Genomic DNA, 23506 nt, shown 5'->3' with positions numbered 1-23506 from the left:
ACGTTCCCCTCGCTCGGTTCGGTCGCGGCGAGAGAGAAGTTGTCACAACGATGAGTGCTGCCCATAGTCACGGTTGTCACCAGTCGCACATGCACGCCAACCGTCACCGCACATGCGAAGTGCACCGCGGACCGGTGCGTTTCCCTTCCCGCGCAGGTACGGGCCGGGGGCGTGCGGGGGCGCACGGCCGGCGCTTCCGGCGCCGTTCAGCCCGCGCCACGCACCAGGACGTCGCCCGCTTCGGTACGGAAATAGAGCACCGAGCGGCCCGCGCGGCGTCGGCGGACCAGACCGGCGTCCCGCAGGATCCGCAGATGGCGGCCGACCGAACCCAGCCCCTGGCCGGTCAGCGCGACGAGTTGCGTCGTGCTGAGCGGGGAGGCGAGCAGGACCAGGACGGCCGCCCGCGCCGGGCCGAGCAGCGCCCCCAGCGCCGTCGGTACGGGGCCGTGCCCGGCCTCGGCGAGCGCACCGGAGCACGGGTACACCAGCGCGTACCGGTGCGGAATGTCCCATCCGACCCAGCACCGGTGCGGGGTGACGGGGACGAACAGCAGTTGGGCGCTGCCCAGTTCACGGGGCGGGTTGTCGTAGGCGTTGATCTGGAGGCGGCTCCCGCCGAGCCAGCGGATACCGGGGCGCATGCCGTTGAGCGCCTCGGCCCAGCCGCCCCGGCCCAGTTGGGCCGTACGCGCGACCACGTCGGCCTCGAGCACCCGCCGCCGCCTCGGCCAGTCGGGGAGCACGGTGTGCGTCCAGACCCACTCCACGGCGTCGGCGGCGCGTTCGGCCAGGTCGTCCCGGTCGAGGGCGGCGGGCAGCGGTCCGCCCAGCGTCACCGCCAGGTCGGCACGGGCCTGTTCGGGCGGGGTGGCCCGCATCCGCGCCAGCTCCTCGGCGAAGGGGGGCGGGGCCTGGCCGGGCGGGGCGGGGACCGGTGCGAAAGCGAGGAAGTCGGCGGTCCAGCGGGGCGCGAGGGCGGACCGGACCACCAGCGCGGAGACCGGGTCGTCGGCCGCCCGCCGCCGGTAGGCGGGCAGATGGGCGTCGAGCCAGGCGCGCTCCCCCGGATGCGCGGCGGCGGCCCGCTCCAGGAGCATCAGACCGGCGACGGCCTCCGCGAGCGGCGAGATGACGAAGCGGCTGCCCGCGAGCGTGTCGGCGCCCACCTGCCACCAGCCCATCCCCGCCCACCGCCCCGTTCCCGCTCTGCTCGCCGTGGCCGCCCGACCGTCCTGCTCCCCGTGGCCGCCCGACCGCACTCCTCGCCAGGGCGGCCCGACCGCCCCGCCCGCGCTGTCCGCGGCGGCCCGGCGAAGGCCCCGGCCCGGGTTCCCTGGGACCTCCGCCCCACCGGCCGCCCCCGGGCTTTCGCGTCCGCGCGAAACTGTAACGGCTCCGGCGGCGGCGTCGGAGACTCCGCCCATGCGCACCTACCGCGAACTGTTCCGGACCCCGGAGTTCACCCCCTTCTTCGCGGCCGTCTCGGTCCAGACGGCCGCCCAGACCGCGACCGGCCTGGCGCTGGCCACCCTCGTGTACACGCGTACGGGTTCGCCCCTGCTGTCGGCGCTGGCGATGTTCGGTCCGTCGCTGGCCCAGGTGGCCGGGGCGCTCACGATGCTGTCGGCGGCGGACCGGCTGCCGCCGAGAGCCACGCTGACCGCGCTCGCCCTGCTGTCGGCGGTGGCCGCCTGCGTGCAGGCCGTGCCGGGACTGCCGCTGTGGGGGGCGTTCGCGGTGCTGCTGGTGGTCGGGGCGGCCGGAGCGCCGGGCGGGGGCGTGCGGTACGGGCTGCTCAACGAGGTCGTGCCGCGCGAGGGGTACCTGATCGGCCGGTCGGTGCTCAACATGACGGGCGGCGCGATGCAGATCTGCGGGTTCGCGGTGGGCGGGGCGCTGGTGGCGGTGGTCTCGGCGCGCGGCACGCTGCTGGTGGGGGCGGCCCTGTACGTCGTCGCGGCGGCCGTGACCCGGCTCGGGCTGTCGGCCCGGCCGCCCCGGGCCGCCGGCCGGCCCTCCGTCCGCGAGACCCGGCGGACGAACGTGCTGCTCTGGTCGTCCGTACCGCGCCGGTACGTGTTCCTGGCGCTGTGGGTGCCCAACGGGCTCGTCGTCGGCTGCGAGTCCCTGTACGTGGCGTACGCCCCCGCCCACGCCGGGGTCCTCTTCGCCTGTGGGGCCCTGGGGATGCTGGTCGGGGACACGCTGGTCGGGCGGTTCGTCACGGCCCGGTGGCGCGCCCGGCTCGGCGCGCCGCTGCGGCTGCTGCTGGCCGCCCCGTACCTGCTCTTCGCGCTGCGGCCGGGGCTGCCGCTCGCCTTGGCGTTGGTGGCCCTGGCCAGTGTGGGCTTCGCCGCGGGCCTGCTGCTCCAGGAACGGCTGCTGGCGCTCACCCCGCCCGACCTGAGCGGCCAGGCGCTCGGGCTCAGCTCCTCGGGCACGCTGGCGATGCAGGGGGTGGGGGCGGCCGTGGCGGGCGGCATCGCCCAGCTGACCTCGCCCGCGACGGGAATGGCGGTGGTCGCGGGACTCTCGGCGGCGGTGACACTGGCGCTGGCCCCGGGGCTGGGCGATCGTTACCGGAGCGGGAGGGGCGGGCCGCCCGGAGCGGACGGCACGCCTCCGGGGAGCGGGGCCCCGGCGCCCGCGCACCCCGAGCGCCCCGCACACCCCCCCACACACCGGACGCAGGAGACGAGTTGAGCGACGAGACCAGGCCCGGCCGGGACGGAAGCGGACGCAGCCAGAAGGAGGCCATGCTCGCCGGCGAGCTGTACCTCGCGGACGATCCCGAGCTGGCGGCGGAGGCCCTGCACGCGGCCGTGCTGAGCGAGCGCTACAACGCCACGTCGGCTGCCGACCCCGAGGCCCGGCGCGCGGTCCTGGCCGAGCTCCTCGGCGCGGTCGGCGAGGGCGTGGAGGTCCGGCCGCCACTGCGGGTCGACTACGGCTACCGGACCACCATCGGCCCCCGGACGTTCGTCAACTTCGGCGCGGTCTTCCTGGACGTCGCCCGCATCGCCGTCGGCGCGGACGTCCAGATGGGCCCGAACGTCCAGCTGCTCACCCCGACCCACCCCGTCGACCCCGGGCCGCGCCGCGCCAAGTGGGAGGCCGCGCGGCCGATCACCATCGGGGACAACGTGTGGCTGGGCGGCGGGGTGATCGTCTGCCCCGGGGTGACCATCGGCGAGAACACGGTGGTCGGCGCGGGCTCGGTGGTCACCAGGGACCTCCCGGCCGACGTGGTGGCGGTCGGCAACCCGGCCCGGGTGATCCGCACGATCGGCGAGGAGCGGGCCGGGGCGTGACGCCCCCGCACGTCGCCGCCCCCGGGCCTCCCTGTCGCACCCCCCGGGACCGGTGGGGAGGAGCCGGTGACGTGGCCGCCCGGAGGTGCCCGGGGCACGGCTCCGCCGACCGGACCGCGATGCCGACCGCGGGCCCCGGCCCCCACGCCTCCGCCCCCGGCCGGAGACTTCCCGGGCGGGGGCGGAGGCGCGGAGCGGGTGGAGCGGCGGTTGGCGCCGGGGGTCAGCCCTCGCCGGTCAGGTCGATGGTGACCGTGCGCTCGGCCTCCGTCTTCCCGGTCAGGGCGGTCTTCATCGCCTGGGCCACGTCGTCCGGGCCGACCTGGTGCTTCTTGCCGTCGGCCTTGACCGCCATGATGCCGTCGAAGACGCCGTCGAGGAGCTCGTCGATCGCCTTCTTGTCGTAGACGTCGACCAGTCGGCCGTCGACGGGCTTCATGGAGAGGATCCGCGGCAGCGACCGGGCCGGGCCGAACTGGATCTGCTTGGGGCCGGCCTTGATGGTGATCAGGCCGGACATCGCGGGCTCGGCGAACTCCTTCATCGCCCGGTCCAGTTCGGCCTTGGTGATGGTGGGTTCGCTGGTGGTGACGGGGAGTTCGACCAGTCGGGCCTTCCCCGTCTGCACCTGGGCGCGGTAGGCGTCCCGGACGGAGATGAGGGACTGCGCGGCGTCCAGCCGCTTGCCCGGCTTGCCCGGCACCGCCACGGCCTTGTTCGGCTCGAAGCGGATGGTGCCGTCGTCGGCCGAGCCGGAGGTGCCCGCGAGGTCGTTCAGGGCCACGCCGAGCTTCTCCTCGTCGACCGGGATCACCGGGTCGGCGGGGCGCTCCCCGCCGAAGAGCGAACCGATCACCGAGACGGGGTTGTAGTCGCTTCCCGCCGCGCCGCGCACGGTCTCCTGGCTGTCCAGGGTGAGGCCGGCCTTCTCCGGGTCGAGCTTCTCCTCCTTGCCGTCCACCGACAGCTGGAGGGGCTTCTTGGCCCGCTCGCCGAGGGCGGCGTCGAGCTTGGCGACCGCCTCCTCCTTCGTGGAGCCGCCGATGTCGACGCCGAGCACCGTGGTGCCCTTGGGGACCTCGGCGTGGTTCAGCAGGAGGCCCGCCCCGTACGCGATGCCGAGCAGCACGACCGCGACCACGCCGAGGAGGACCAGCTTGGAGCGGCCCTTCTTCGCGGGGGCGGGCGCCGGCGCGGGCTCGGGGGCCTGAGGGGCCGGACGCGGGGCGGCCGGGCCGGGCACGCCCGAACCGCCCGCCCGCGGGCCGCCGGGGCTGTGCGGGGCGCCCGGGAACGGGGAGCGGGGTTCGCCCGACACCACCGGGATGCCGCTCGTCAGCGTGTCGCCCGAGACGTGGCCGCCGGGGCCGGGTTCGGGGGCCGGGGCCTGCGGCGTGAGGATCGCGGTGTCGTCGGACAGCCGGGGCGGGGTCGCGCCGGGACCGCCCGGGACCACCGGGCCGGGCCCGGGGAGGCCCGGGACGCCGTCGAGGTTCGGGGTCAGCGAGGACGTGCCGGTGACCGGCCCCGTGGTGGGGCCGGACGGTCCGGGCCTGCGCGCCCCCGGGCCGGGAGCGGAGCCCGGGCCGCCGGGGAGGCCGGAGCCGTAGCCGTCGAGCGCGCTGCGGGCGGGGCCGGGCGCGTCCGGCCCGCCGCCGGGCTGCGGGGCGTCCGAGAAGTACGGCAGGTCGGGACGCGCCCGGCCGGCGCCGTCCTCGGACGTGCCGCCGGGGCCCCCGGGGGTGCCGGAGCCGTCCGGTCCGCCGGAAGGCGTGCCCGGGCCACTCGGAACCGGGCCGCCGGGGCCGGCGGACGCCTGGGCCGGCGCGCCCCCGCCCGGGGCGGTCGCTCCGGGCGTCGGAGCCTTGCGCGGGGCGAACCAGTCGCTGCCGCCCTTGTCGCGGGCCGGCTTCTCCGCGGGCGCCGGTTCGGCGGCGGCCGGGCCGCCGTCCCGGGACCGGTCCGCGGGCGCACCGCCGTCCTGACCCGCCGGACGGTCCGCGGCTCCCGGCGGCGGCGCGGCCGGCGGGGTGCCGGGCCGCGGCGTCGCCGCGGTGCGCTCCGGGTCGGGGCGGCCCGAGACGTCGCTCTCCGCCATCGGCGTACGCATCACGACGGGCGGGATGGGGCGCGATCCGGGGATGTTGATCCGGATGCGGGTCGTCAGCGTCGTCTCGGTCTTCGGCTCCTCGGGCCGGGGCGGATCCACGGATTCCGGGTTCATGTCAGAGCCGTCCTGCGACGGGTGCGGCGACGGATACTGGCCGGATCCGTACGGCGGAGTACCCGACGGGTACGCGGCTCCGCCGCGGCCCTGGGGCCCGGAGGACGAACTGTCAGTTTCACGACTCAAAGCAGGTTCTCCCGATTGGCTCCGCCGCCCGTACTTCCCCCATGCCGCAGGCCAGGGGACGGCTCGGCGCGCGCACCACCATACTGGCCGCCGCCGTCGGACACTCCGCGACCGGGGGAAACCTCCACCCGCGCATCACACCTGTGGGGGCCGCGCCCGGCCCGGACGTGGCACTTCACGCGCCGGACCGGACGCCGCGCATGGCTGATTGCGGCAGTTTGGAGGTGGTGGCGCAGATCACAGCGACCGCGGTCCCGCCGAGCATGAAGAGCACCAGGCCGAGTTCGTCGCCGAAGACGTAGTCGCCCTCCGGCCGGCCGCTCAGCAGCAGGAACACGGTGATGAACCAGCCGGCCGCCGGAGCCAGCGCGCCGACCTGCGTACGGGCCAGGAGCCGGCCGCCGCAGAAGAGGCCCGCCGCGCCCGCCAGGGCGACGATCAACCCGCCGGGGAACCAGGCGGCTTGGACGAGGGCGCCGGCGAGCCCGACGAGCGCGCCGAGTACGGCGAGACCCGCGTAGGCCGCGATCCGGGCCGGGTTGGGGCGGGCGGCGAAGCCGACGGGTTCGGGCTCCCGGGGCGGGGCGTTCCGTCGCGGGGCGTGCGAGGCCGAGGACGAGCCCGCGCGGACGCGGTCCTTCCCGGAGCCCGACCCGCCCTTGCCCGGCGCACGGCCCTTCTCGCGGCCCGTACCGGGCCCGTCGCCCGTGCCGTGCTCCCTCCCCGGGTCCGCCCCGGCCCGGCGGGGCTTCCCGTCGCCCTCTCCCGTCTTCCCGTTCACGCGGCGCCTCCCTCGGCGCCCGGGACGCCCGCGAACAGGTCGCTCTCGCGCTCCGGCGCGGCCACCCCGCGTTGGCCGCGCACCAGTTGGTAGCACTCGGTGGTCAGCAGCGGCTGGCCGAGATCGTTGGAGAGGGCGAAGAAGGGCCCCTCGACCACGATCTGGGTGGCGTGGGCGCGCATCGCCGCCGACTTCGCCCCGGCGTACGCCGATCCGTCGATCTCCGCGGTGATGTGCTCCCCGTCGGTCACGCCCGGCACGTCGTCCACGGCGGCGATCCCCGGGAAGACGTCCGGCGCGGTCGTGCGCAGCCGGTCGAAGGCGGCCTCCACCGCCTCGCGCTCCACCCGGTTCCAGTAGATCTTCGCGACGGCGTGCGGTGCGCCGGCGCCGTGCGCCGGGTCGGCGGCCAGGTCGGCGGCGCGCATCGCGACCCGGTGGGCCTGGACGTGGTCGGGGTGGCCGTAGCCGCCGTCCGGGTCGTAGGCGACCAGGACCTGGGGGCGGACCTCGCGGATCACCTCGACGAGGTGGGCCGCCGCCTCGTCCACCGGGGCGGACCAGAAGGAGCCGGGGCGGTCGTTCTGTTCGGCGCCCATCATGCCGGAGTCCCGGTAGCGGCCCGCGCCGCCGAGGAACCGGTGGTCGGTGACGCCGAGCTCCCGCATCGCCGCGGCCAGTTCGCCGACGCGGTGCGGGCCGAGGGCGTCGTCCCGGTCGGCGGCGAGGTGGGCGAGCGCGGGCGGGATGACCTCGCCCTCCTCGCCGAGCGTGCACGTCACCAGGGTGACGTGGGCGCCCTCGGCCGCGTACCTGGCCATCGTGGCGCCGTTGTTGATCGACTCGTCGTCGGGGTGCGCGTGCACCAGCAGCAGGCGGCGGGCGGGGAGGTCCTTCATGGGGACCACCCTACGAGCCCCGGAGGGCCGCCGGTGACCTCCGCCCCCGGCCGGCGCCCCGCCCCCGGGACGGCCGGTCAGAACTTGATGCTGCTGATCATCCCCGCCACGTTGCTCGTCAGATCGGAGATGGTGGGCGCGACGGACGAGCTCGCGATGTAGAACCCGAGCAGCATGCAGACCACCGCGTGACCTCCCTTCAGTCCGGATTTCCGGATCAGCAGGAAGACGATGATCGCCAGCAGCACTACCGCCGAAATCGAGAGCGCCACGGCGGTTCACCTCCATCGGTACGTTCGGACGGTCGGAACGGGGGTACACGGTCGGCTGGTATCTACCCACCGAGCGCTACGGATCATAACTATCCGTGCCAACGCATTGGTCGGGGCACAGCAGCACGAGGGGCGCACGAACCGTGCCACGCGGCTAGGTTCACTGCCATGACCTCGCAGAAGCTGTCCTTTCCCCGCCAGCAGGCACGCACCCAGCGCTTCACCCTCGGCGCACCCCGCGCCTTCACCGTCTCACCGGATGAGACGCGGGTGATCTTCCTGCGGTCCACCTCCGGGACGGACCGGACCAACCGGCTCTGGGTGCTCGACCCGGCGACCGGCGAGGAGCGGATCGCCGCCGATCCCGGAGTACTGCTGGGCGGTTCGGCCGAGAGGCTGTCGGCGCAGGAGCGGGCCCGGCGGGAGCGGACCCGGGAGGGTTCGTCGGGGATCGTCTCCTACGCGGTGGACGCGGCGGCGGAGTTGGCCGCGTTCGCCCTGTCCGGAAAGGTGTACGTGGCCGAGCTGCGGGCCGGGACCGCGCGGGCGCTGCCGGTGCCGGGCCCGGTGATCGACCCCCGCCCGTCCCCCGACGGCCGGCACGTCGCGTACGCGGCCAAGGGCGCGTTGCGGGTCGTCGGCGCGGACGGCGAGGGCGACCGGGCGCTGGCCGAACCGGAGGGCCCCGGGGTCACCTACGGCCTGGCCGAGTTCATCGCGGCCGAGGAGATGCACCGGTACCGGGGTTTCTGGTGGTCGCCGGAGTCGGACCGGCTGCTGGTGGCGCGGGCCGACGACAGCCCGGTGCAGCGCTGGTACATCGCCGATCCGGCCCACCCCGAGCGCAAGCCGGCCGAGGTCGCCTACCCGGCGGCGGGAACGCCCAACGCCGAGGTGCGGCTGTTCGTCGTGGACCTGGAGGGTTCCCGTACCGAAGTGGTCTGGGACCGGGCCGCGTTCCCGTATCTGGCGCAGGTCCACTGGTCGGCCGCGGGCGCTCCGCTGCTGCTGGTGCAGGCCCGGGACCAGCGCAGCCAGCGGTACCTGGCGGTGGATCCGGAGACCGGTGCGACCCGGATCGTCCACGTGGACGAGGACCCGGTGTGGCTGGATCTTTTCCCCGGAGTGCCCGCGTGGGCGCCGGACGGGCGGCTCGTGCGGATCGTCGACGAGGGCGGCGCGCGGGCGCTGGCGGTCGGGGACCGGCTGCTCACCGGCGCGCAGCTGCACGTCCAGTCGGTGCTGGACATCGGGGAGTCCGACATCCTCGTCTCGGCGGTGGCCGGGGAGGACGCGGTCGAACCGGAGATCGGGCAGATCCATGTGTACCGGGTGAACGAGCTGGGAATCGAGCGGATTTCCGAAGGGGTGGGTGTGCACTCCGCGGTCCGCTCGGGCGCTCTGTCGGTCGTGGTCTCGGCCGTCCCCGAGGAGCCCGGGGCCGCCGCGTGGGTGGTGCGCGACGGCAGGCGGCTGACGCGGATCGCGAGCCACGCGCAGGAGCCGGTGGTCTCGGCCCGGGTGACCCTCACCGAAGGGGGCGCACGGCGAATTCCGTGCGCCGTGCTGCTTCCGTCGGACTACCGGGAGGAGGACGGTCCCCTTCCGGTCCTGATGGACCCGTACGGCGGTCCGCACGGCCGCCGGGTGGTCGCCGCCCACAACGCGCACCTGACGTCGCAGTGGTTCGCGGACCAGGGCTTCGCGGTGGTCGTGGCGGACGGGCGGGGGGCGCCGGGCCGTTCGCCCGCCTGGGAGAAGGCGGTCCGGGACAACCTCGTGCTGACCATGGAGGACCAGGTCGAGGCGTTGCACGGGCTGGCGGACCGCTTCCCGCTCGACCTGTCCCGGGTGGCGATCCGGGGCTGGTCCTTCGGCGGGTACCTGGCGGGGCTCGCGGTGCTGCGGCGGCCCGACGTCTTCCACGCGGCGGTCGTGGGCGCTCCGGTGACGGACCAGCGGCTGTACGACACCCACTACACCGAGCGCTACCTCGGTGATCCGGCGGAGCAGCCGGAGGTGTACGCGTACAACTCGCTGCTCACCGACGACGGGCTCTCCCAACCGGCCTCCGAGGTCCGGCCGATGATGATCGTGCACGGTCTGGCCGACGACAACGTGGTGGTCGCCCACGCCCTGCGGCTCTCCTCTGCGCTGCTGGCGGCGGGGCGTCCGCACGAGGTGCTGCCGCTGAGCGGGGTGACGCACATGACGCCGCAGGAGCAGGTCGCGGAGAACCTGCTCCTGCTCCAGGTGGACTTCCTCAAGCGGTCGCTGGGGATGACGGGGGCCTGAGCGGCGCCCTCCCCGTCACCGGCTCACCAGCGGGGCGGCGGGGAGGAGGGCGGCGGGCCGAACCCGCCGCCCTGCGGGGGGCCGAAGCCGGGGGCCGGGGCGGGCGGCTGCCAGGGGGCGTGCTGTCCCGGCACGCCGGGGGGCTGGGCGCCCCAGGGACCTGTCCCGCCCCACGGGCCCGGGAGGCCGCCGGAGGACCGGTCGGCGCCCGTGCGGGCGAGCAGGGCGATCACGACGGGCCCGACCAGGAGCGAGCTGACGAAGCTCAGGAGATTCAGCTGGGGCTCGACACCGAGGTCGAAGAACCGCTCGTGCATATCGAAGTGGACCATGCGCGTCACGCCCAGCACACCGGAGCAGAACACGAACGCGCCCGCGAACAGGCCGAGCGGTCGCGCGTGGACCGCTCCGGCGACCGTGCTCACGGCCGCCGCCAGGAAGACCAGGACGGTGGCGGCGGTGACCCAGCCGGGCGGCCCTTCGGTCAGCGGGAGGGTCAGGGGCTTCCCGCCGATGAACCAGGCGGGGTACAGCTCGGACGGGTAGACGAACGGCTGCCGGATCTCCCAGGCCGTGAACAGCGCCGCCTGGAAGCCGAGCAGCAGGAAGACGGCGACCCCGGCGCCGCGCCCCGGTCCTGCGGGCCGCTCCGCGCCCTCGGGCGCCGGACGGCGGCCCACCGTCCCCACGACGACCAGGGCGAGGCCGGCCGCCAGGACGGCGTACGTGGTCATCAGCGCCCGGTCGCGCAGCTCCTCGGGGGCCGGGGCGTCGGCGACGAGCCAGACGCCGGGCAGCCGCAGGACGAAGGTGAGGACGCCCGTGACGACCAGGACCGACGCGGCGGCGGACCGCAGGACCGCCACCCCTGCCACCGCGTAGGCGACCAGCAGGACGAAGCTGGTCGCCGAGGTCGTGGGCCGCATCGCGTCCCGGAGGTTTCCGGTGCCCGTCCAGTACTCCCAGACCGGCTCCGGACTCCCGGCCGCCCGGAGGTCCCGGACGATCCAGGCGATGATGACGACGGCCGGCAGCGCGCACAGGACGGCGCCGGTGATTCTTGCTCCCCGTGTAAGTGTCACCCGGCGATACTCCACGGCGCCGACCCGATGGACAAGGGCGTTCGGGGAGCGGGGGCGGCGCCGGGCCGGTGCGCGTCGGTCCGGCCGGGGCGGCGCGGTGGAGGCGGCGGGCGGCCGGCGGGCGGTGGCCGACCGGCCGGAGCGACAGGACGGCGCTCCGGCCGGACCACGGCACCCGCACGGCCGTACGCGGTCCAGCATGGGGCGTCGGTGTATCGGTGCGGTGTCGGCCGGGTTGCCCGCGTGTCAACGCTCCTGACGGCGGGTCAGGGGGCTTCCCGGTCCCCGTGTTCCGGCTCCTCGGGACCGGGCGCCTCCTCCACCGGCCGGCCGCGGGTCGTCGTGCCCGGAGCCTCCACGTCGGGGCCCGGCCCCCGCCCCGGGTCCTCCCGCTCCCCCTCCGGCGCCACCACCCGCTTCTCCTCCGCGAAGTGGCACGCGGAGTCGTGGCGGGCGGGGGTGTCGGCCAGCCGGAACTCCGCGGGCACCGCCAGCAGCGGTACCTCCAGCTCGCACCGCTCCCGCGCCTTCCAGCACCGGGTGCGGAACCGGCAGCCCGAGGGGATGTTGGCGGGCGAGGGCACGTCGCCGTGCAGGATGATCCGCTCCCGGTGCTCGCGGGCGGTCGGGTCGGGTACGGGGACGGCGGACAGCAGCGCCTGGGTGTACGGGTGGGTGGGGTGGTCGTAGATCTCCGCGTCGGTGCCGATCTCCACGATCCGGCCGAGGTACATCACGCCGACCCGGTCGGAGATGTGGCGGACGATCGAGAGGTCGTGCGCGATGAAGACGAAGCTGAGGCTGAACTCGGCCTGGAGCCGGTCCAGCAGGTTGACCACCTGGGCCTGGACGGAGACGTCGAGCGCGGAGACCGGTTCGTCGGCGACGATGATCTCCGGGTTGAGCGCGAGGCCGCGGGCGATGCCGATGCGCTGGCGCTGACCGCCGGAGAACTGGTGCGGATAGCGGTTGATGTACTCCGGGTTGAGTCCGACGACGTCCAGCAGGTCCTGCACCTTCTGTCGCCGGCTGCCCTTCGGGGCGACCTCGGGGTGGATCTCGTACGGTTCCCCGATGATGTCGCCGACCGTCATCCGGGGGTTCAGCGAGGTGTAGGGGTCCTGGAACACCATCTGGATGTTGCGGCGCACGGCCTTCAGCGCCCGGCCGGAGAGCCGGGAGATGTCCTCCCCCTTGTAGCGGATCGCCCCGGCGGTGGGGCGCTCCAGGTGGACGAGCATCCTGGCGACGGTCGACTTGCCGCAGCCGGACTCCCCCACGATGCCGAGCGTCTCGCCCGCGTGCAGGTCGAAGTCGACGCCGTCGACGGCCTTGACCGCGCCGATCTGCCGTTTGACGAGGACGCCCTGGGTGAGGGGGTAGTGCTTGGCGAGGCCGCGCACCTGGAGGATCGGGTCGCCCTCGGCGTACGGGGTGGCGGCGTCCTCCCGGACCTCGGACAGCAGGGTCGAGCCGCCCGGGCCGCCGGACGTCCCGCCCCCGCCGCCCGCCGTGTCGCTCCCGTCGCGGTCAGCGTGCATCGAGCGTCTCCTTCCAGAAGTGGCAGGCGCTGCGGCGCTGCTCGTCGACCTCGTAGAGCGGCGGCACCTCCGTCAGGCACACGTCCCGCGCCATCGGGCAGCGCGGGTTGAAGGCGCAGCCCGGCGGGATGCGGGTGAGGTTGGGCGGCAGGCCCTTGATCGCGTACAGCTCCCGGCCCTTCTGGTCCAGGCGCGGGATCGACTTCAGGAGGCCCTTGGTGTACGGGTGGGCGGGGGCCCGGTAGATCTCGTGCACGGGGGCCGTCTCGACGATGCGGCCGGCGTACATCACGGCGATCTTGTCAGCGACGTCGGCGACGACGCCGAGGTCGTGGGTGATCAGGATCAGGCCCATGTTGTACTCGCGCTGGAGTTCGGCGAGGAGGTCCATGACCTGGGCCTGCACCGTCACGTCGAGCGCGGTGGTCGGCTCGTCCGCGATGATCAGGGACGGCTCCAGGGCCATCGCCATGGCGATCATGATGCGCTGGCGCATGCCGCCGGAGAACTGGTGCGGGTACTGGCCGACCCGCTCCTTGGCGGCCGGGATGCGCACCCGGTCCATCAGCTCGACGGACTTGGCCTTGGCGTCCTTGCGGGACATCCCCCGGTGCACGACGAACATCTCGCCGAGCTGCTGGCCCACGGTGAGGACCGGGTTCAGCGAGGAGAGGGCGTCCTGGAAGATCATGGCCATCTCCTGGCCCCGGATCTTGCGGCGCTCCTCCGGCTTGAGCTTCAGCAGGTCCTGGCCCTTGAAGAGGATCTCCCCGCCGGCGATCCTCCCCGGCGGCATGTCGAGGATGCCCATGATCGCCTGTGCGGTGACGGACTTGCCGGAGCCGGACTCCCCGAGGACGGCCAGGGTCTCGCCCTCGGCCACCGAGTAGTCGACGCCGTTGACGGCCTTGGCGACGCCTTCGCGGGTGTGGAACTCCACGTGCAGATCGCGCACTTCGAGCAACATGGCAACCGGCTCCTCAGCGCAGCTTGGGGTCGAGGGCGTCGCGCACCGCGTCGCCGAGCATGATGAACGCGAGCACGGTGATCGCCAGCGCCCCGGCGGGCCAGAGCAGCATGTGCGGGGCGTTGCGGATGTAGTTGGCGGCCGCGGAGATGTCGATGCCCCAGGAGACGGCCGGGTCCTTCAGGCCGACGCCGAGGAAGGAGAGGGTCGCCTCCAGGGAGATGTACGTACCGAGCGCGATGGTCGCCACGACGATGACGGGTGCGATGGCGTTCGGGGTGATGTGGCGCAGCATCATCCGGGAGTTGGAGGCGCCGAGGGCGCGGGCCGCCTGGACGTAGTCGTTCTGTTTGGCGGTGATGACCGAGCCGCGGGCGATGCGGGCGATCTGGGGCCAGCCGAGCAGGACGATGAAGCCGACGACGGGCCAGACGGTGGAGCTGGTGACGACGGAGAGGAAGACCAGGCCGCCGAGGACGACGGGGATGCCGAAGAAGACGTCGGTGAGGCGGGAGAGGATCGAGTCCCACCAGCCGCCGAAGAAGCCCGCGAGTCCGCCGAGCACACTGCCGAGGATCGCGACGCCGAGGGTGGCGCAGACGCCGACGGTCACCGAGGTGCGGGCGCCGTACACGACCCGGGTGTAGACGTCGCGGCCCTGCGGGTCGAAGCCGAAGGGGTGGCCGGGCTCGGAGCCCTTCTGGGCGTCGTCCAGGTCGGCCTGGAGGGGGTCGCCGCTCGCGATGAGCGAGGGCCAGATCGAGATGATCACCAGGAAGAGGATGACCAGGGAGGAGATGATGAAGACCGGGTTGCGCCGCAGGTCGCGCCAGGCGTCCGACCAGAGGCTGCGGGGCTTTCCGGTGGGCCCGGCGCCGTCGGGGCCGTCCGGGTTCTTCTCCAGGCTGGCGCCCTCCTCCAGGGCGAGGTCCATCGGGCCACCGGTGCCCGCCGGGGAGATCGCTCCGTCCGATGGCTGGGGCTCAGGCATAGCGGATCCTCGGGTCGAGTACGGCGTACAGGAGGTCGACGATCAGGTTGGCGGCCAGGAAGACGAGGACGAGGATGGTGACGAACCCGACGACGGTCTGGGAGTTCTGGCGCAGGATGCCCTGGTAGAGCTGGTAGCCGACGCCGTGGATGTTGAAGATCCGCTCGGTGACGATGGCTCCGCCCATGAGGGCCCCCACGTCGGTGCCGATGAAGGTGACCACGGGGATCAGCGAGTTGCGCAGCAGGTGCCGTACGACGACCCGGCGGCGGGGCAGCCCTTTGGCGACGGCGGTGCGTACGTAGTCGGCGCGGGCGTTCTCGGCGATCGAGGTGCGGGTGAGCCGGGTGACGTAGGCGAGCGAGACCGAGGCGAGGACCAGTCCGGGGACGAGCAGTTCGTCGAAGGCGGGGTCGGCGGAGACCGAGGGCTTGATGATGCCCCACTTGACGCCCAGGAGGAGCTGGAGCAGCAGGCCGGTGACGAAGGTCGGGACGGCGATGACGACCAGCGTGAGGATGAGGACGGTGGTGTCGACGGGGCGTCCGCGGCGCAAGCCGGTGACGACGCCGAGGGTGATGCCGATGACGACCTCGAAGACGATCGCGACGATGGTGAGCCGGATCGTGATGGGGAAGGCCGTGGACATCAGCTCGGTGACCTTCTGCCCGTTGAACGCGGTGCCGAAGTCGCCGGTGAACACGTTGCCCATGTAGGTGAGGTATTGCTGCCACACCGGCTTGTCGAGGCCGAAATCGGAGCGCAGTCGGGCGGCGGTGGCCGGATCGCACTGGCGGTCGCCGCAGAGGCCGGCGATGGGGTCGCCCATCACGTTCACCATGAGGAAGATCAACAGCGTGGTGCCGAAGAAGACGGGGATCATCTGCAGCAGCCGCCGGATCACATAACGTCCCATGAGGGGCTCCGGGGGTCGGGGGGCGTCCTGTCGGCCTGACCGGCGGGGCGCCCCCTGGGGACGAGCGGTACCGGGCAGGGGGTGCGGGAGCGCGGACGGCCGGGCGTCCCGGCCGTCCGCGTCGCTCAGCGCGTCACTTGACGGTGATCTCTTCGTAGACCGGGACGCTGAACGGGTTCAGCGAGACGTTGTCGACCCGGTCCGAGTAGCCGGCGCTGCCGTTCTGGTACCAGAGCGGGATGACCGGCATCTGCTCGACGAGGACCTTCTCCGCCTCCTGGAAGGTGGTGACGGCCTTCGCCTTGTCGCTCTCGGCGTTCGCCTTGTCGATCAGGTCGTCGAACTTCTTGTCGCTCCACTTGCCGTCGTTGGACGGGGCGTTGGTGTAGTAGAGCGGCTGGAGGAAGTTCTGGATGAGCGGGTAGTCCATCTGCCAGCCCGCGCGCCAGGCGCTGGAGAGCTTCTGGGTGGAGACCTGGGCGCGGAAGTCGGCGAAGGTGCCGACCGGGCCGCCGACACACGCCTTGTTGTTGCCCATCACGTTGTTGATGCTGTTGCAGACGGCGTCGACCCATTCCTTGTGGGAGCCGGTGTCCGCGTTGTACGAGATCTTCAGCTGGCCGCCGGGGATGCCGCCGCCCTCCTCGATCAGCTTCTTGGCCGCCGCCTTGTCGTATGTGCACTCCTTGCCGCACAGCCCCTTCTTGAAGCCGCCGTCCTCGCCGAGGACCGGGGAGGTCCAGTCGGAGGCGGGGGTGCGGGTCTTCTGGAAGATCTGGTCGGTGATCTGCGCCCGGTTGATCGCCATCGACAGGCCCTGGCGGACCTTGCGCGCGTCGTCGGTGTCCCACTTCTTGTCGTAGAAGGGGAAGGCCAGGGTCTGGATGATGCCGGCGGGGGTGTTGATGTACCGGTCGCCGAGGTCTGCCTCGACGTTGCGGAGCTGGGAGGCCGGCACGTCGTCGACGAGGTCGAGGTTGCCCGAGGTCAGGTCGGTGTAGGCGGTGTTGTTGTCGGTGAAGACCTTGAGGTGGACGCCGCCGTTCTTCGCCTTGTCGTCGCCCGGGTAGTCGTCCCACTTGCGGAGCTTCATCGAGGAGCCCTTGGCGTACGAGTCGATCGTGTACGGGCCGTTTCCGACGGGCTTGGAGAGCCAGGCGTCGTGGTCGTCGTAGAACGCCTTGGGCAGCGGGACGAAGGCGGTGTAGCCGAGGGTGTCGGGCCACAGGGAGAACTTCTGGGTGAGCTTGGCGGTGAAGGTGAGGTCGTCGACGACCTTCAGCCCGGACATGGTCTCGGCGGAGGCGGAGCCGGACTCCGGGTGGACCTTGTCGTAGCCCTCGATGTACTGGAAGAAGTAGGCGTTCTTCTGGTTGTTCTTCAGCGCCGCGCCGTAGTTCCAGGCGTCCACGAAGGACTTGGCGGTGACCTTCTCGCCGTTGGAGAACGTCCAGCCGTCCTTGAGCTTGATCGTGAAGTTCTGGGAGTCCTTCGTGTCGATGGAGTCGGCGACCATGTTCTCGGCCTCGCCGGTCTTCGGGTCGTAGCGGATCAGGCCGCGGAAGACCATGTCGAGGACCTTGCCGCCCTGGACCTCGTTGGTGTTGGCCGGCTCCAGCGGGTTCTGCGGGTCTCCCCAGGAGGAGCTGACGATGCCGTCGGCGCCGCTGCCGCCGCCGCCCTCGTCACCGCCGCCGCCACAGGCCGTCGCCGCCAGGGCTACGGCCACCGCACATGCGGCCCACCTGACGTGTGTGGCTCCGCGCATGGAGTGCCTCCTAGAGTCATCGAGTAGCTCAATGCCTCATATCACCCCATAACCCTATGTACCGCATGCGGGCTTACCCCGTACGGGCGCCGAGGACGGGCGGCACGACGAGGCCCGGCCCCCTGCGGCAGGGGGCCGGGCCTCGTCGTCGGAGAGGAGCAGCGGTTACGCCGCGTTCACGACGTCCTTCTCCTCGGCGAAGTGGCACGCCGACTCGTGCGCAGCCGGGGTCTTCCCCGCGACGAAGCGCTCGGGGATCGCCAGCAGGGGCTCCTCCGTCGCGCAGCGCTCCTCCGCCTTCCAGCACCGGGTGCGGAAGCGGCAGCCCGAGGGCGGGTTCGCCGGCGACGGAACGTCACCGGTGAGGATGATCCGCTCGCGTCCCTCGCGGGCCGTCGGGTCGGGGACCGGGACCGCCGACAGCAGCGCCTGGGTGTAGGGGTGCGTCGGGTGGTCGTAGATCTGGGTGTCCGTACCGATCTCGGCCATCTTGCCGAGGTACATCACGCCGACCCGGTCGGAGATGTGCCGGACGATGGAGAGGTCGTGCGCGATGAAGACGTAGGAGAGGTTGAACTCGTCCTGGAGCTTCTCCATCAGGTTGATGACCTGCGCCTGCACCGACACGTCGAGCGCGGAGACCGGCTCGTCGCAGATGATGATCTCCGGGTTGAGCGCGAGGCCGCGGGCGATGCCGATGCGCTGGCGCTGACCGCCGGAGAACTGGTGCGGGTACCGGTTGATGTACTCCGGGTTCAGGCCCACGACGTCCAGGAGCTCCTGGACGCGGCGGCGCCGGTCGCCCTTCGGGGCCACCTCGGGGTGGATCTCGAAGGTCTCCCCGATGATGTCGCCGACCGTCATCCGGGGGTTCAGCGAGGTGTACGGGTCCTGGAACACCATCTGGATGTTGCGGCGCACGGCCTTCAGCGCACGGCCGGACAGCTTGGTGATGTCCTGGCCCTTGTAGAAGACCTCGCCGGCGGTGGCCCGCTCCAGGGTCATCAGGAGCTTGGCGACCGTGGACTTGCCGCAGCCGGACTCGCCCACGATGCCCAGGGTCTCCCCGGCGTACAGGTCGAAGGAGATCCCGTCGACGGCCTTGACCGCGCCGATCTGCTTCTTGAAGAGGATGCCCTGCGTCAGCGGGAAGTGCTTGACGAGGTTGCGCACCTGGAGGATCGGCTCGCCCTGGCTGACGGGCGCGTCGATGGCGGCCACGGTCTCCGCCTCGGTGGCGGCGTCCACGGTCTCCACGGCGGAGACGTTGGGGGTGGCGTCCACGGGCTCCTTCTTGAGCTCAGCCATGGATCGTCTCCTTCCAGAAGTGGCACGCGCTGCCGCGGCCGACCAGCTCGAGGCCGTCCGGCTCGGTCACCGGGGCGAGCGGCGGAACCTCGGTACGGCAGATGTCCTGTGCCTTGGGGCAGCGCGGGCTGAAGGCACAGCCCGCGGGGATACGCGTGAGGTTGGGCGGAAGGCCCTTGATCGCGTACAGCTCCTGGCCCTTCTGGTCCAGGCGCGGGATGGAGTCCAGCAGACCCTTGGTGTACGGGTGGGCCGGGCGGCTGTACAGCTCGCCGACCGGGGCCGTCTCCACGATCCGCCCCGCGTACATCACGGCGATCTTGTCCGCCACGTCGGCGACGACGCCGAGGTCGTGGGTGATCAGGATCAGACCCATGTTGTACTCGCGCTGCAGCTCGGCCAGCAGGTCCATGACCTGGGCCTGCACCGTCACGTCGAGCGCGGTGGTCGGCTCGTCCGCGATGATCAGGTCCGGCTCCAGGGCCAGCGCCATGGCGATCATGATGCGCTGGCGCATACCGCCGGAGAACTGGTGCGGGAAGTCCGAGACACGGGCCGCGGCGGCCGGGATCTTGACCTGGTCCATCAGCTCGATGGACTTGGCCTTGGCCTCCTTCTTGGACAGGCCCTGGTGGACCCGGAACATCTCGCCGAGCTGGTAGCCGACGGTGAGGACCGGGTTCAGCGAGGACAGCGCGTCCTGGAAGATCATCGCGATCTTGCGGCCGCGGATCTTCCGGCGCTCCTCGTTGGACATCTTCAGCATGTCCTGGCCGCGGAAGAGGATCTCGCCCTGCGTGATCTTCCCGGGCGGCATGTCGAGGATGCCCATGATGGTCTGCGCGGTCACGGACTTGCCGGAGCCGGACTCGCCCAGCACGGCGAGCGTCTCGCCGGCGCTGACGGTGTAGTTCACACCGTTGACCGCCTTGGCCACACCGTCGCGGGTGTGGAACTCCACGTGCAGGTCACGGACGTCGAGCAGTGGACCGTCGCCACTCGCGGACTCCCGCGGTGCGGGGACGTGAGCCGTCTTGTCGATGGTGGTCACGAACGCCTCCCTCAGCGCATCTTGGGGTCGAGGGCGTTGCGGACCGCATCGCCGAACATCAGGAAGGACAGCACCGTGACCGAGACCATCACCGAGGGGATGACCAGGACGAACGGCGCGTTGCGGAGCTGGTCCTTCGCGGCGGACACGTCGATGCCCCACGAGACCGTCGGCTCGGCGAGGCCGATGCCGAGGAAGGACAGGGTGGCCTCGGCGGCGATGTAACCGCCGAGCGCGATGGTGGCGACCACGATCACCGGAGCGATGGCGTTCGGCAGGATGTGCCGCGTCAGGATCCGGGTGGTGGAGGCGCCGAGCGCCTTGGCGGCGACCACGTAGTCGGCCTGCTTGATCGTGATGACCGAGCCGCGGGCGACACGGGCGATCTGCGTCCAGCCGAGGAAGGCCATCGACAGGATGACGACCCAGACGGAGCGCTCCTCGAAGCTGGTCAGGATGACCATGGCGCCGACGATGAAGGGGACGCCGAAGAAGACGTCGGTGATCCGGGAGAGGATCGTGTCGACCCAGCCGCCGAAGTAGCCCGCGATCATGCCGATCACCAGTCCGGTGACGGTGACCGCGATGGTGACGATCACGCCGACCATGATCGAGGCGCGGGCGCCGTAGATCAGCCGCGCGTAGATGGAGCGGCCCTGGACGTCGTACCCGAGCCAGTCGGGGGCGAAGAAGTGCCCCCAGTTCGGGTGCTGGAGGTAGTGCTCGGCCAGGTTGGCGTCCCGCGGCGAGGCGCTGGTGAACAGGCTCGGGAAGATCGCCATGACGGCGAGCAGCAGGATCAGCACCATCGAGATGAGGAAGAGCGGGTTGCGGCGCAGGTCGTGCCAGGCGTCCGACCAGAGGCTGCGCGGCTTGCCGGGCGCGGGGCCCGTGTCCGTGGCGGGCGCCGCGTCGACGGCCGTGGCCGGAGCGTCGGTGCTCTTGAGTGCGGTGGTGTCAGGCATACCGGATCCTCGGGTCCAGGACCGCGTAGAGCAGGTCGACGAGCAGGCTGGCGACGAGATAGACGATGACGAGCAGCGTCACGACGCCGACGACGGTGGCGCCTTCGCGCTTGCCGAGCGCCTCGAAGACGAGCTGTCCGACGCCCTTGATGTTGAAGATGCCCTCGGTCACGATCGCGCCGCCCATGAGGGCGCCGATGTCGGTGCCGAGGAAGGTGACGACCGGGATGAGCGAGTTGCGCATCAGGTGCACGCCGATGACGCGCCGACGCGGCAGGCCCTTGGCGACGGCCGTACGCATGTAGTCGGCGCGCAGGTTCTCGGCGACCGAGGTACGGGTGAGGCGGGCGACGTACGCGAGCGACAGCGACGCCAGCACGATGGCCGGCATGAGCAGCTCGCCGTTGGTCGGCTCAAGGCTCACGTTCGGCTTGGCGATGCCGAGCTGGAACGCGAAGAAGTACTGAACGAGGAAGCCCAGCACGAAGGACGGCATGGAGATCAGCACCAGCGTCAGGCCGAGCAGACCGCGGTCCCGGAGGGAGTCGGCCTTGAGGCCGGCGACGATGCCGAGCGAGATACCGGCGACGACCGTGAAGACGAAGGCGAAGATCGCCAGTCTGATGGTGATCGGATAGGCGTCTGCGATGACTTCGGCGACCGGACGCTGCGTTCCGATCTGGGTGCCCAAGTCGCCCTGGAACAGGTTGCCGAGGTAGTTCAGGTACTGCTGCCAGATCGGCTGATCCAGTCCGAGACTTGCCTTGATCTGCGCGATCTGCGTCGCGTCTACGTGCTGTTCACCGGCAAGCGCTCTGACGGGGTCGCCGGGCAGTGCGTACATCATCAGGAAGACCAGCAGGGTCGACCCGATGAAGACCGGGATCATCTGGAGCAGTCGTCGTGCGACATAGCGCCCCATGGGTGCCTCCGTGTGGGGATAACTGCGGCGCGGGGGCCGCCTCTTCGCAGAGACGACCCCCGCGCCTCCGGCCGTGCTGAGGGGCAGCACGGGCGGATGACGGCCAGTTGGGGAATGACCCGCAGGCGTTACTTGGTGGTGACGCCGGTCAGTTCGAGGTCACCGTGGAAGTCGACCTTGACGTTGTCGACGTTCTTGCCGTGGCCGCCGTTGATGGCGTAGTACCAGAGCGGGATGGCGGGCATCTTGTCCACCAGGGCCTTCTCGACCTCCTGGTAGGCGGCGACGGACTCCTCCAGGGAGTCGGCCTTGTCGCCCTTCGCCATCAGGTCGTCGATCTTCTTGTCGTTGAAGCGACCGTTGTTCGACTCCGCCTTGGAGTGGTAGAGCTCCTTGAGGAAGTTCACGTTGACGGGGTAGTCGGCCACCCAGCCACCGCGGTAGAAGCCCTTGACCTCGTTGTTGTCACGCGCTTCGAGGTCGGTCGGGAAGTCCGGCTTGGCGTCGCCCACGCAGTCGACCCCGGTGGCGTTGCGGATGGACTCGCAGACAGCGGTCACCCACTCCTTGTGCCCACCGTCGGCGTTGTACTGGATGGAGAACTTGTTCTCCGGGACGCCGCCGCCCTCCTTGATGAGCTGCTTGGCCTTGGCCGGGTTGAACTTCAGGACGTCCGAGTCGAGCGTCTGGTTGCCCTTGACCTGCGGAGGCGTGAAGCTCGTCGCCGGGATGCGGGTGCCGTTCAGGACGGTCTTCGTGATGGTCTCACGGTCGATCGCCATGGACAGACCCTGGAGGACCTTGGGGTCGATGTCCTTGAACGTCTTCGAGTAGAACGCCGGGGTCAGCGTCTGGATCGCGGCGTACGGCTGGTCGATCGCGCCGTCACCGAGGTCCGTCTTGTACTTCGGGAGGTCACGCGGGCCGACCTGGCGGATCATGTCCAGGTTGCCGGAGATGACGTCCGAGTACGCGGCCTCGACGGTCGAGTAGTTCTTGAACTGGATGCCCTTGTTGGCAGCCTTGTTCGGACCCTGGTACTCGGGCCAGGCCTTGACCTGGATGAGCTTCTTGTGGGTCCACTTCTCGAACGTGTACGGGCCGTTGCCGATCGGCTTCTGGCCGAACGCCTTCGGGTCGTCGTAGAAGACCTTGGGCAGCGGCGCGAAGGTCGCGTAGCCGAGCTTGTAGTTGAAGTACGGGACCTTGTCGGTCAGCTCGATCGTGAACGTGGTGTCGTCCACGGCCTTCAGACCCGACATCTTGTCGGACTTCGGGGCGCCCTTCTCGGGGTGGACGTCCGCGTAGCCCTTGATGTCGGAGAACCAGAACGCGTTCTGCTGCTTGTTCTCGACGTTGGCGTACCAGTTCCACGCGTCGATGTACGACTGCGCGGTCACGGCCTCGCCGTTGTGGAACTTCCAGCCGGCCTTGAGCTTGACCGTCCAGGTCTTGGAGTCCTCGGTCTCGACGGACTCGGCGTTCGTGAGAACGATCTCGCCCTTGTCGTCGAAGTCCAGCAGCTGCGTGAACAGCGACTGGATGACGTAGGAGCCGTTGCTCTCGTTGGTGTCGGCCGGCATCAGAGGCTTCTGGGGCTCACCGACGTCGATCGAGACGTACCCGGCGGGCTGGCCCGACGTGTTCTTCTTGTCGCTACCACTGTCGCCGCCGCCACAGGCAGTCGCGGCCAGGGCGATGACGGCCGCTCCCGCGACCCACTTGGCGCTCTTGGCACCGCGCATGGGTTTCCTCCTCATGAGTCCACTTTTGACTACAAGAAGGGCACTGGAGAGATTCACCGACACCCCTGACGGTGATCGTTCAGTGCCCCGAGTGTGCTCGTGAGTCGGCACTCCCCACAGTGCGTGACCCATTGACCCGAGCTCAATGGAGCCAACTATTGAGTACGTCCGGGCTGTAAACCACACTTAAAGGGTCTCGGTTTGACAACATCAGACCCGCCCGTGTGCCCGAAATCCGGACAAAGTGATCCCAGACAGACACGCCCGAAACGGACTGTTAACACATGTTCCGGAGAGCGACCCCCGATATCCGGACACCACGGTCAGGAAAAGCGA

19 protein-coding genes are annotated in these 23506 nt (G+C 71.4%); 3 read left to right on the top strand and 16 right to left on the bottom strand.

Annotated features, from left to right (window positions below):
* Positions 1-206: 206 nt before the first annotated feature.
* A complete protein-coding gene (locus ACH4K1_RS04205; protein WP_398086395.1) occupies positions 207-1184 on the bottom strand; it encodes an ArsR/SmtB family transcription factor in 978 nt (325 codons plus the stop codon).
* A gap of 241 nt (positions 1185-1425) precedes the next feature.
* Between ACH4K1_RS04205 and ACH4K1_RS04200 the strand changes: the two genes are divergently transcribed.
* Together ACH4K1_RS04200 and ACH4K1_RS04195 are read left to right on the top strand one after the other, a co-directional pair.
* Positions 1426-2706, top strand: coding sequence for an MFS transporter (locus ACH4K1_RS04200; protein ID WP_398086392.1), 1281 nt, complete (start codon positions 1426-1428; stop codon positions 2704-2706).
* Between the two features lie 53 nt (positions 2707-2759).
* A complete protein-coding gene (locus ACH4K1_RS04195; protein ID WP_398086606.1) occupies positions 2760-3314 on the top strand; it encodes a sugar O-acetyltransferase in 555 nt (184 codons plus the stop codon).
* Between the two features lie 223 nt (positions 3315-3537).
* On the opposite strand, the gene ACH4K1_RS04190 is transcribed toward ACH4K1_RS04195, so the two are convergent.
* The 4 genes from ACH4K1_RS04190 to ACH4K1_RS04175 all read right to left on the bottom strand — a co-directional run bounded on the left by ACH4K1_RS04190 (position 3538) and on the right by ACH4K1_RS04175 (position 7619).
* Positions 3538-5667, bottom strand: a complete 2130-nt coding sequence (locus ACH4K1_RS04190; protein WP_398086390.1) for a hypothetical protein — start codon at positions 5665-5667, stop codon at positions 3538-3540.
* 175 nt (positions 5668-5842) lie between these two features.
* A complete protein-coding gene (locus ACH4K1_RS04185) occupies positions 5843-6448 on the bottom strand; it encodes a DUF6113 family protein (RefSeq protein ID WP_398086388.1) in 606 nt (201 codons plus the stop codon).
* A complete protein-coding gene (gene mshB / locus ACH4K1_RS04180; protein ID WP_398086386.1) occupies positions 6445-7347 on the bottom strand; it encodes an N-acetyl-1-D-myo-inositol-2-amino-2-deoxy-alpha-D-glucopyranoside deacetylase in 903 nt (300 codons plus the stop codon). Before mshB ends, ACH4K1_RS04185 begins: the two co-directional genes overlap by 4 nt.
* A gap of 77 nt (positions 7348-7424) precedes the next feature.
* The gene (locus ACH4K1_RS04175) at positions 7425-7619 is read right to left on the bottom strand and encodes a hypothetical protein (protein ID WP_026290246.1); all 195 of its coding nucleotides are present in this window, start codon (positions 7617-7619) and stop codon (positions 7425-7427) included.
* 168 nt (positions 7620-7787) lie between these two features.
* Here ACH4K1_RS04175 and ACH4K1_RS04170 point away from each other — a divergent pair, with 168 nt between their 5' ends.
* Positions 7788-9914, top strand: a complete 2127-nt coding sequence (locus tag ACH4K1_RS04170; RefSeq protein WP_398086383.1) for a prolyl oligopeptidase family serine peptidase — start codon at positions 7788-7790, stop codon at positions 9912-9914.
* A 23-nt stretch (positions 9915-9937) separates the two neighbouring features.
* On the opposite strand, the gene ACH4K1_RS04165 is transcribed toward ACH4K1_RS04170, so the two are convergent.
* From ACH4K1_RS04165 to ACH4K1_RS04115, 11 genes are all read right to left on the bottom strand, one after another.
* Positions 9938-10996, bottom strand: coding sequence for a hypothetical protein (locus ACH4K1_RS04165; RefSeq protein ID WP_398086380.1), 1059 nt, complete (start codon positions 10994-10996; stop codon positions 9938-9940).
* A gap of 266 nt (positions 10997-11262) precedes the next feature.
* Positions 11263-12537, bottom strand: coding sequence for an ABC transporter ATP-binding protein (locus tag ACH4K1_RS04160; RefSeq protein WP_398086378.1), 1275 nt, complete (start codon positions 12535-12537; stop codon positions 11263-11265).
* A complete protein-coding gene (locus ACH4K1_RS04155) occupies positions 12527-13504 on the bottom strand; it encodes an ABC transporter ATP-binding protein (protein ID WP_398086375.1) in 978 nt (325 codons plus the stop codon). The genes ACH4K1_RS04160 and ACH4K1_RS04155 overlap by 11 nt, the downstream gene beginning before the upstream one ends.
* Before the next feature lie 13 nt (positions 13505-13517).
* Positions 13518-14495 carry an ABC transporter permease gene (locus tag ACH4K1_RS04150; RefSeq protein ID WP_398086372.1) on the bottom strand — a complete coding sequence of 326 codons (978 nt, stop codon included), beginning with the start codon at positions 14493-14495 and terminating at the stop codon, positions 13518-13520.
* The gene (locus tag ACH4K1_RS04145) at positions 14488-15411 is read right to left on the bottom strand and encodes an ABC transporter permease (RefSeq protein WP_398086369.1); all 924 of its coding nucleotides are present in this window, start codon (positions 15409-15411) and stop codon (positions 14488-14490) included. The genes ACH4K1_RS04150 and ACH4K1_RS04145 overlap by 8 nt, the downstream gene beginning before the upstream one ends.
* 133 nt (positions 15412-15544) lie before the next feature.
* The gene (locus ACH4K1_RS04140; protein ID WP_398086366.1) at positions 15545-17179 is read right to left on the bottom strand and encodes an ABC transporter substrate-binding protein; all 1635 of its coding nucleotides are present in this window, start codon (positions 17177-17179) and stop codon (positions 15545-15547) included.
* A 165-nt stretch (positions 17180-17344) separates the two neighbouring features.
* The gene (locus ACH4K1_RS04135; RefSeq protein ID WP_398086363.1) at positions 17345-18487 is read right to left on the bottom strand and encodes an ABC transporter ATP-binding protein; all 1143 of its coding nucleotides are present in this window, start codon (positions 18485-18487) and stop codon (positions 17345-17347) included.
* Positions 18480-19538, bottom strand: a complete 1059-nt coding sequence (locus tag ACH4K1_RS04130) for an ABC transporter ATP-binding protein (protein ID WP_398086361.1) — start codon at positions 19536-19538, stop codon at positions 18480-18482. The genes ACH4K1_RS04135 and ACH4K1_RS04130 overlap by 8 nt, the downstream gene beginning before the upstream one ends.
* Before the next feature lie 11 nt (positions 19539-19549).
* The gene (locus tag ACH4K1_RS04125; protein WP_398086358.1) at positions 19550-20503 is read right to left on the bottom strand and encodes an ABC transporter permease; all 954 of its coding nucleotides are present in this window, start codon (positions 20501-20503) and stop codon (positions 19550-19552) included.
* The gene (locus ACH4K1_RS04120; RefSeq protein WP_398086356.1) at positions 20496-21425 is read right to left on the bottom strand and encodes an ABC transporter permease; all 930 of its coding nucleotides are present in this window, start codon (positions 21423-21425) and stop codon (positions 20496-20498) included. The genes ACH4K1_RS04125 and ACH4K1_RS04120 overlap by 8 nt, the downstream gene beginning before the upstream one ends.
* A 128-nt stretch (positions 21426-21553) precedes the next feature.
* Positions 21554-23170: an ABC transporter substrate-binding protein gene (locus ACH4K1_RS04115; RefSeq protein WP_398086354.1), complete on the bottom strand. Its 1617-nt coding sequence runs from the start codon at positions 23168-23170 to the stop codon at positions 21554-21556.
* Between the last annotated feature and the right edge of the window lie 336 nt (positions 23171-23506).

Source organism: Streptomyces sp. NPDC017448 (genome assembly GCF_044330565.1).
Lineage (GTDB): Bacteria > Actinomycetota > Actinomycetes > Streptomycetales > Streptomycetaceae > Streptomyces.
This window is presented reverse-complemented; position numbering and strand designations above follow the sequence as displayed.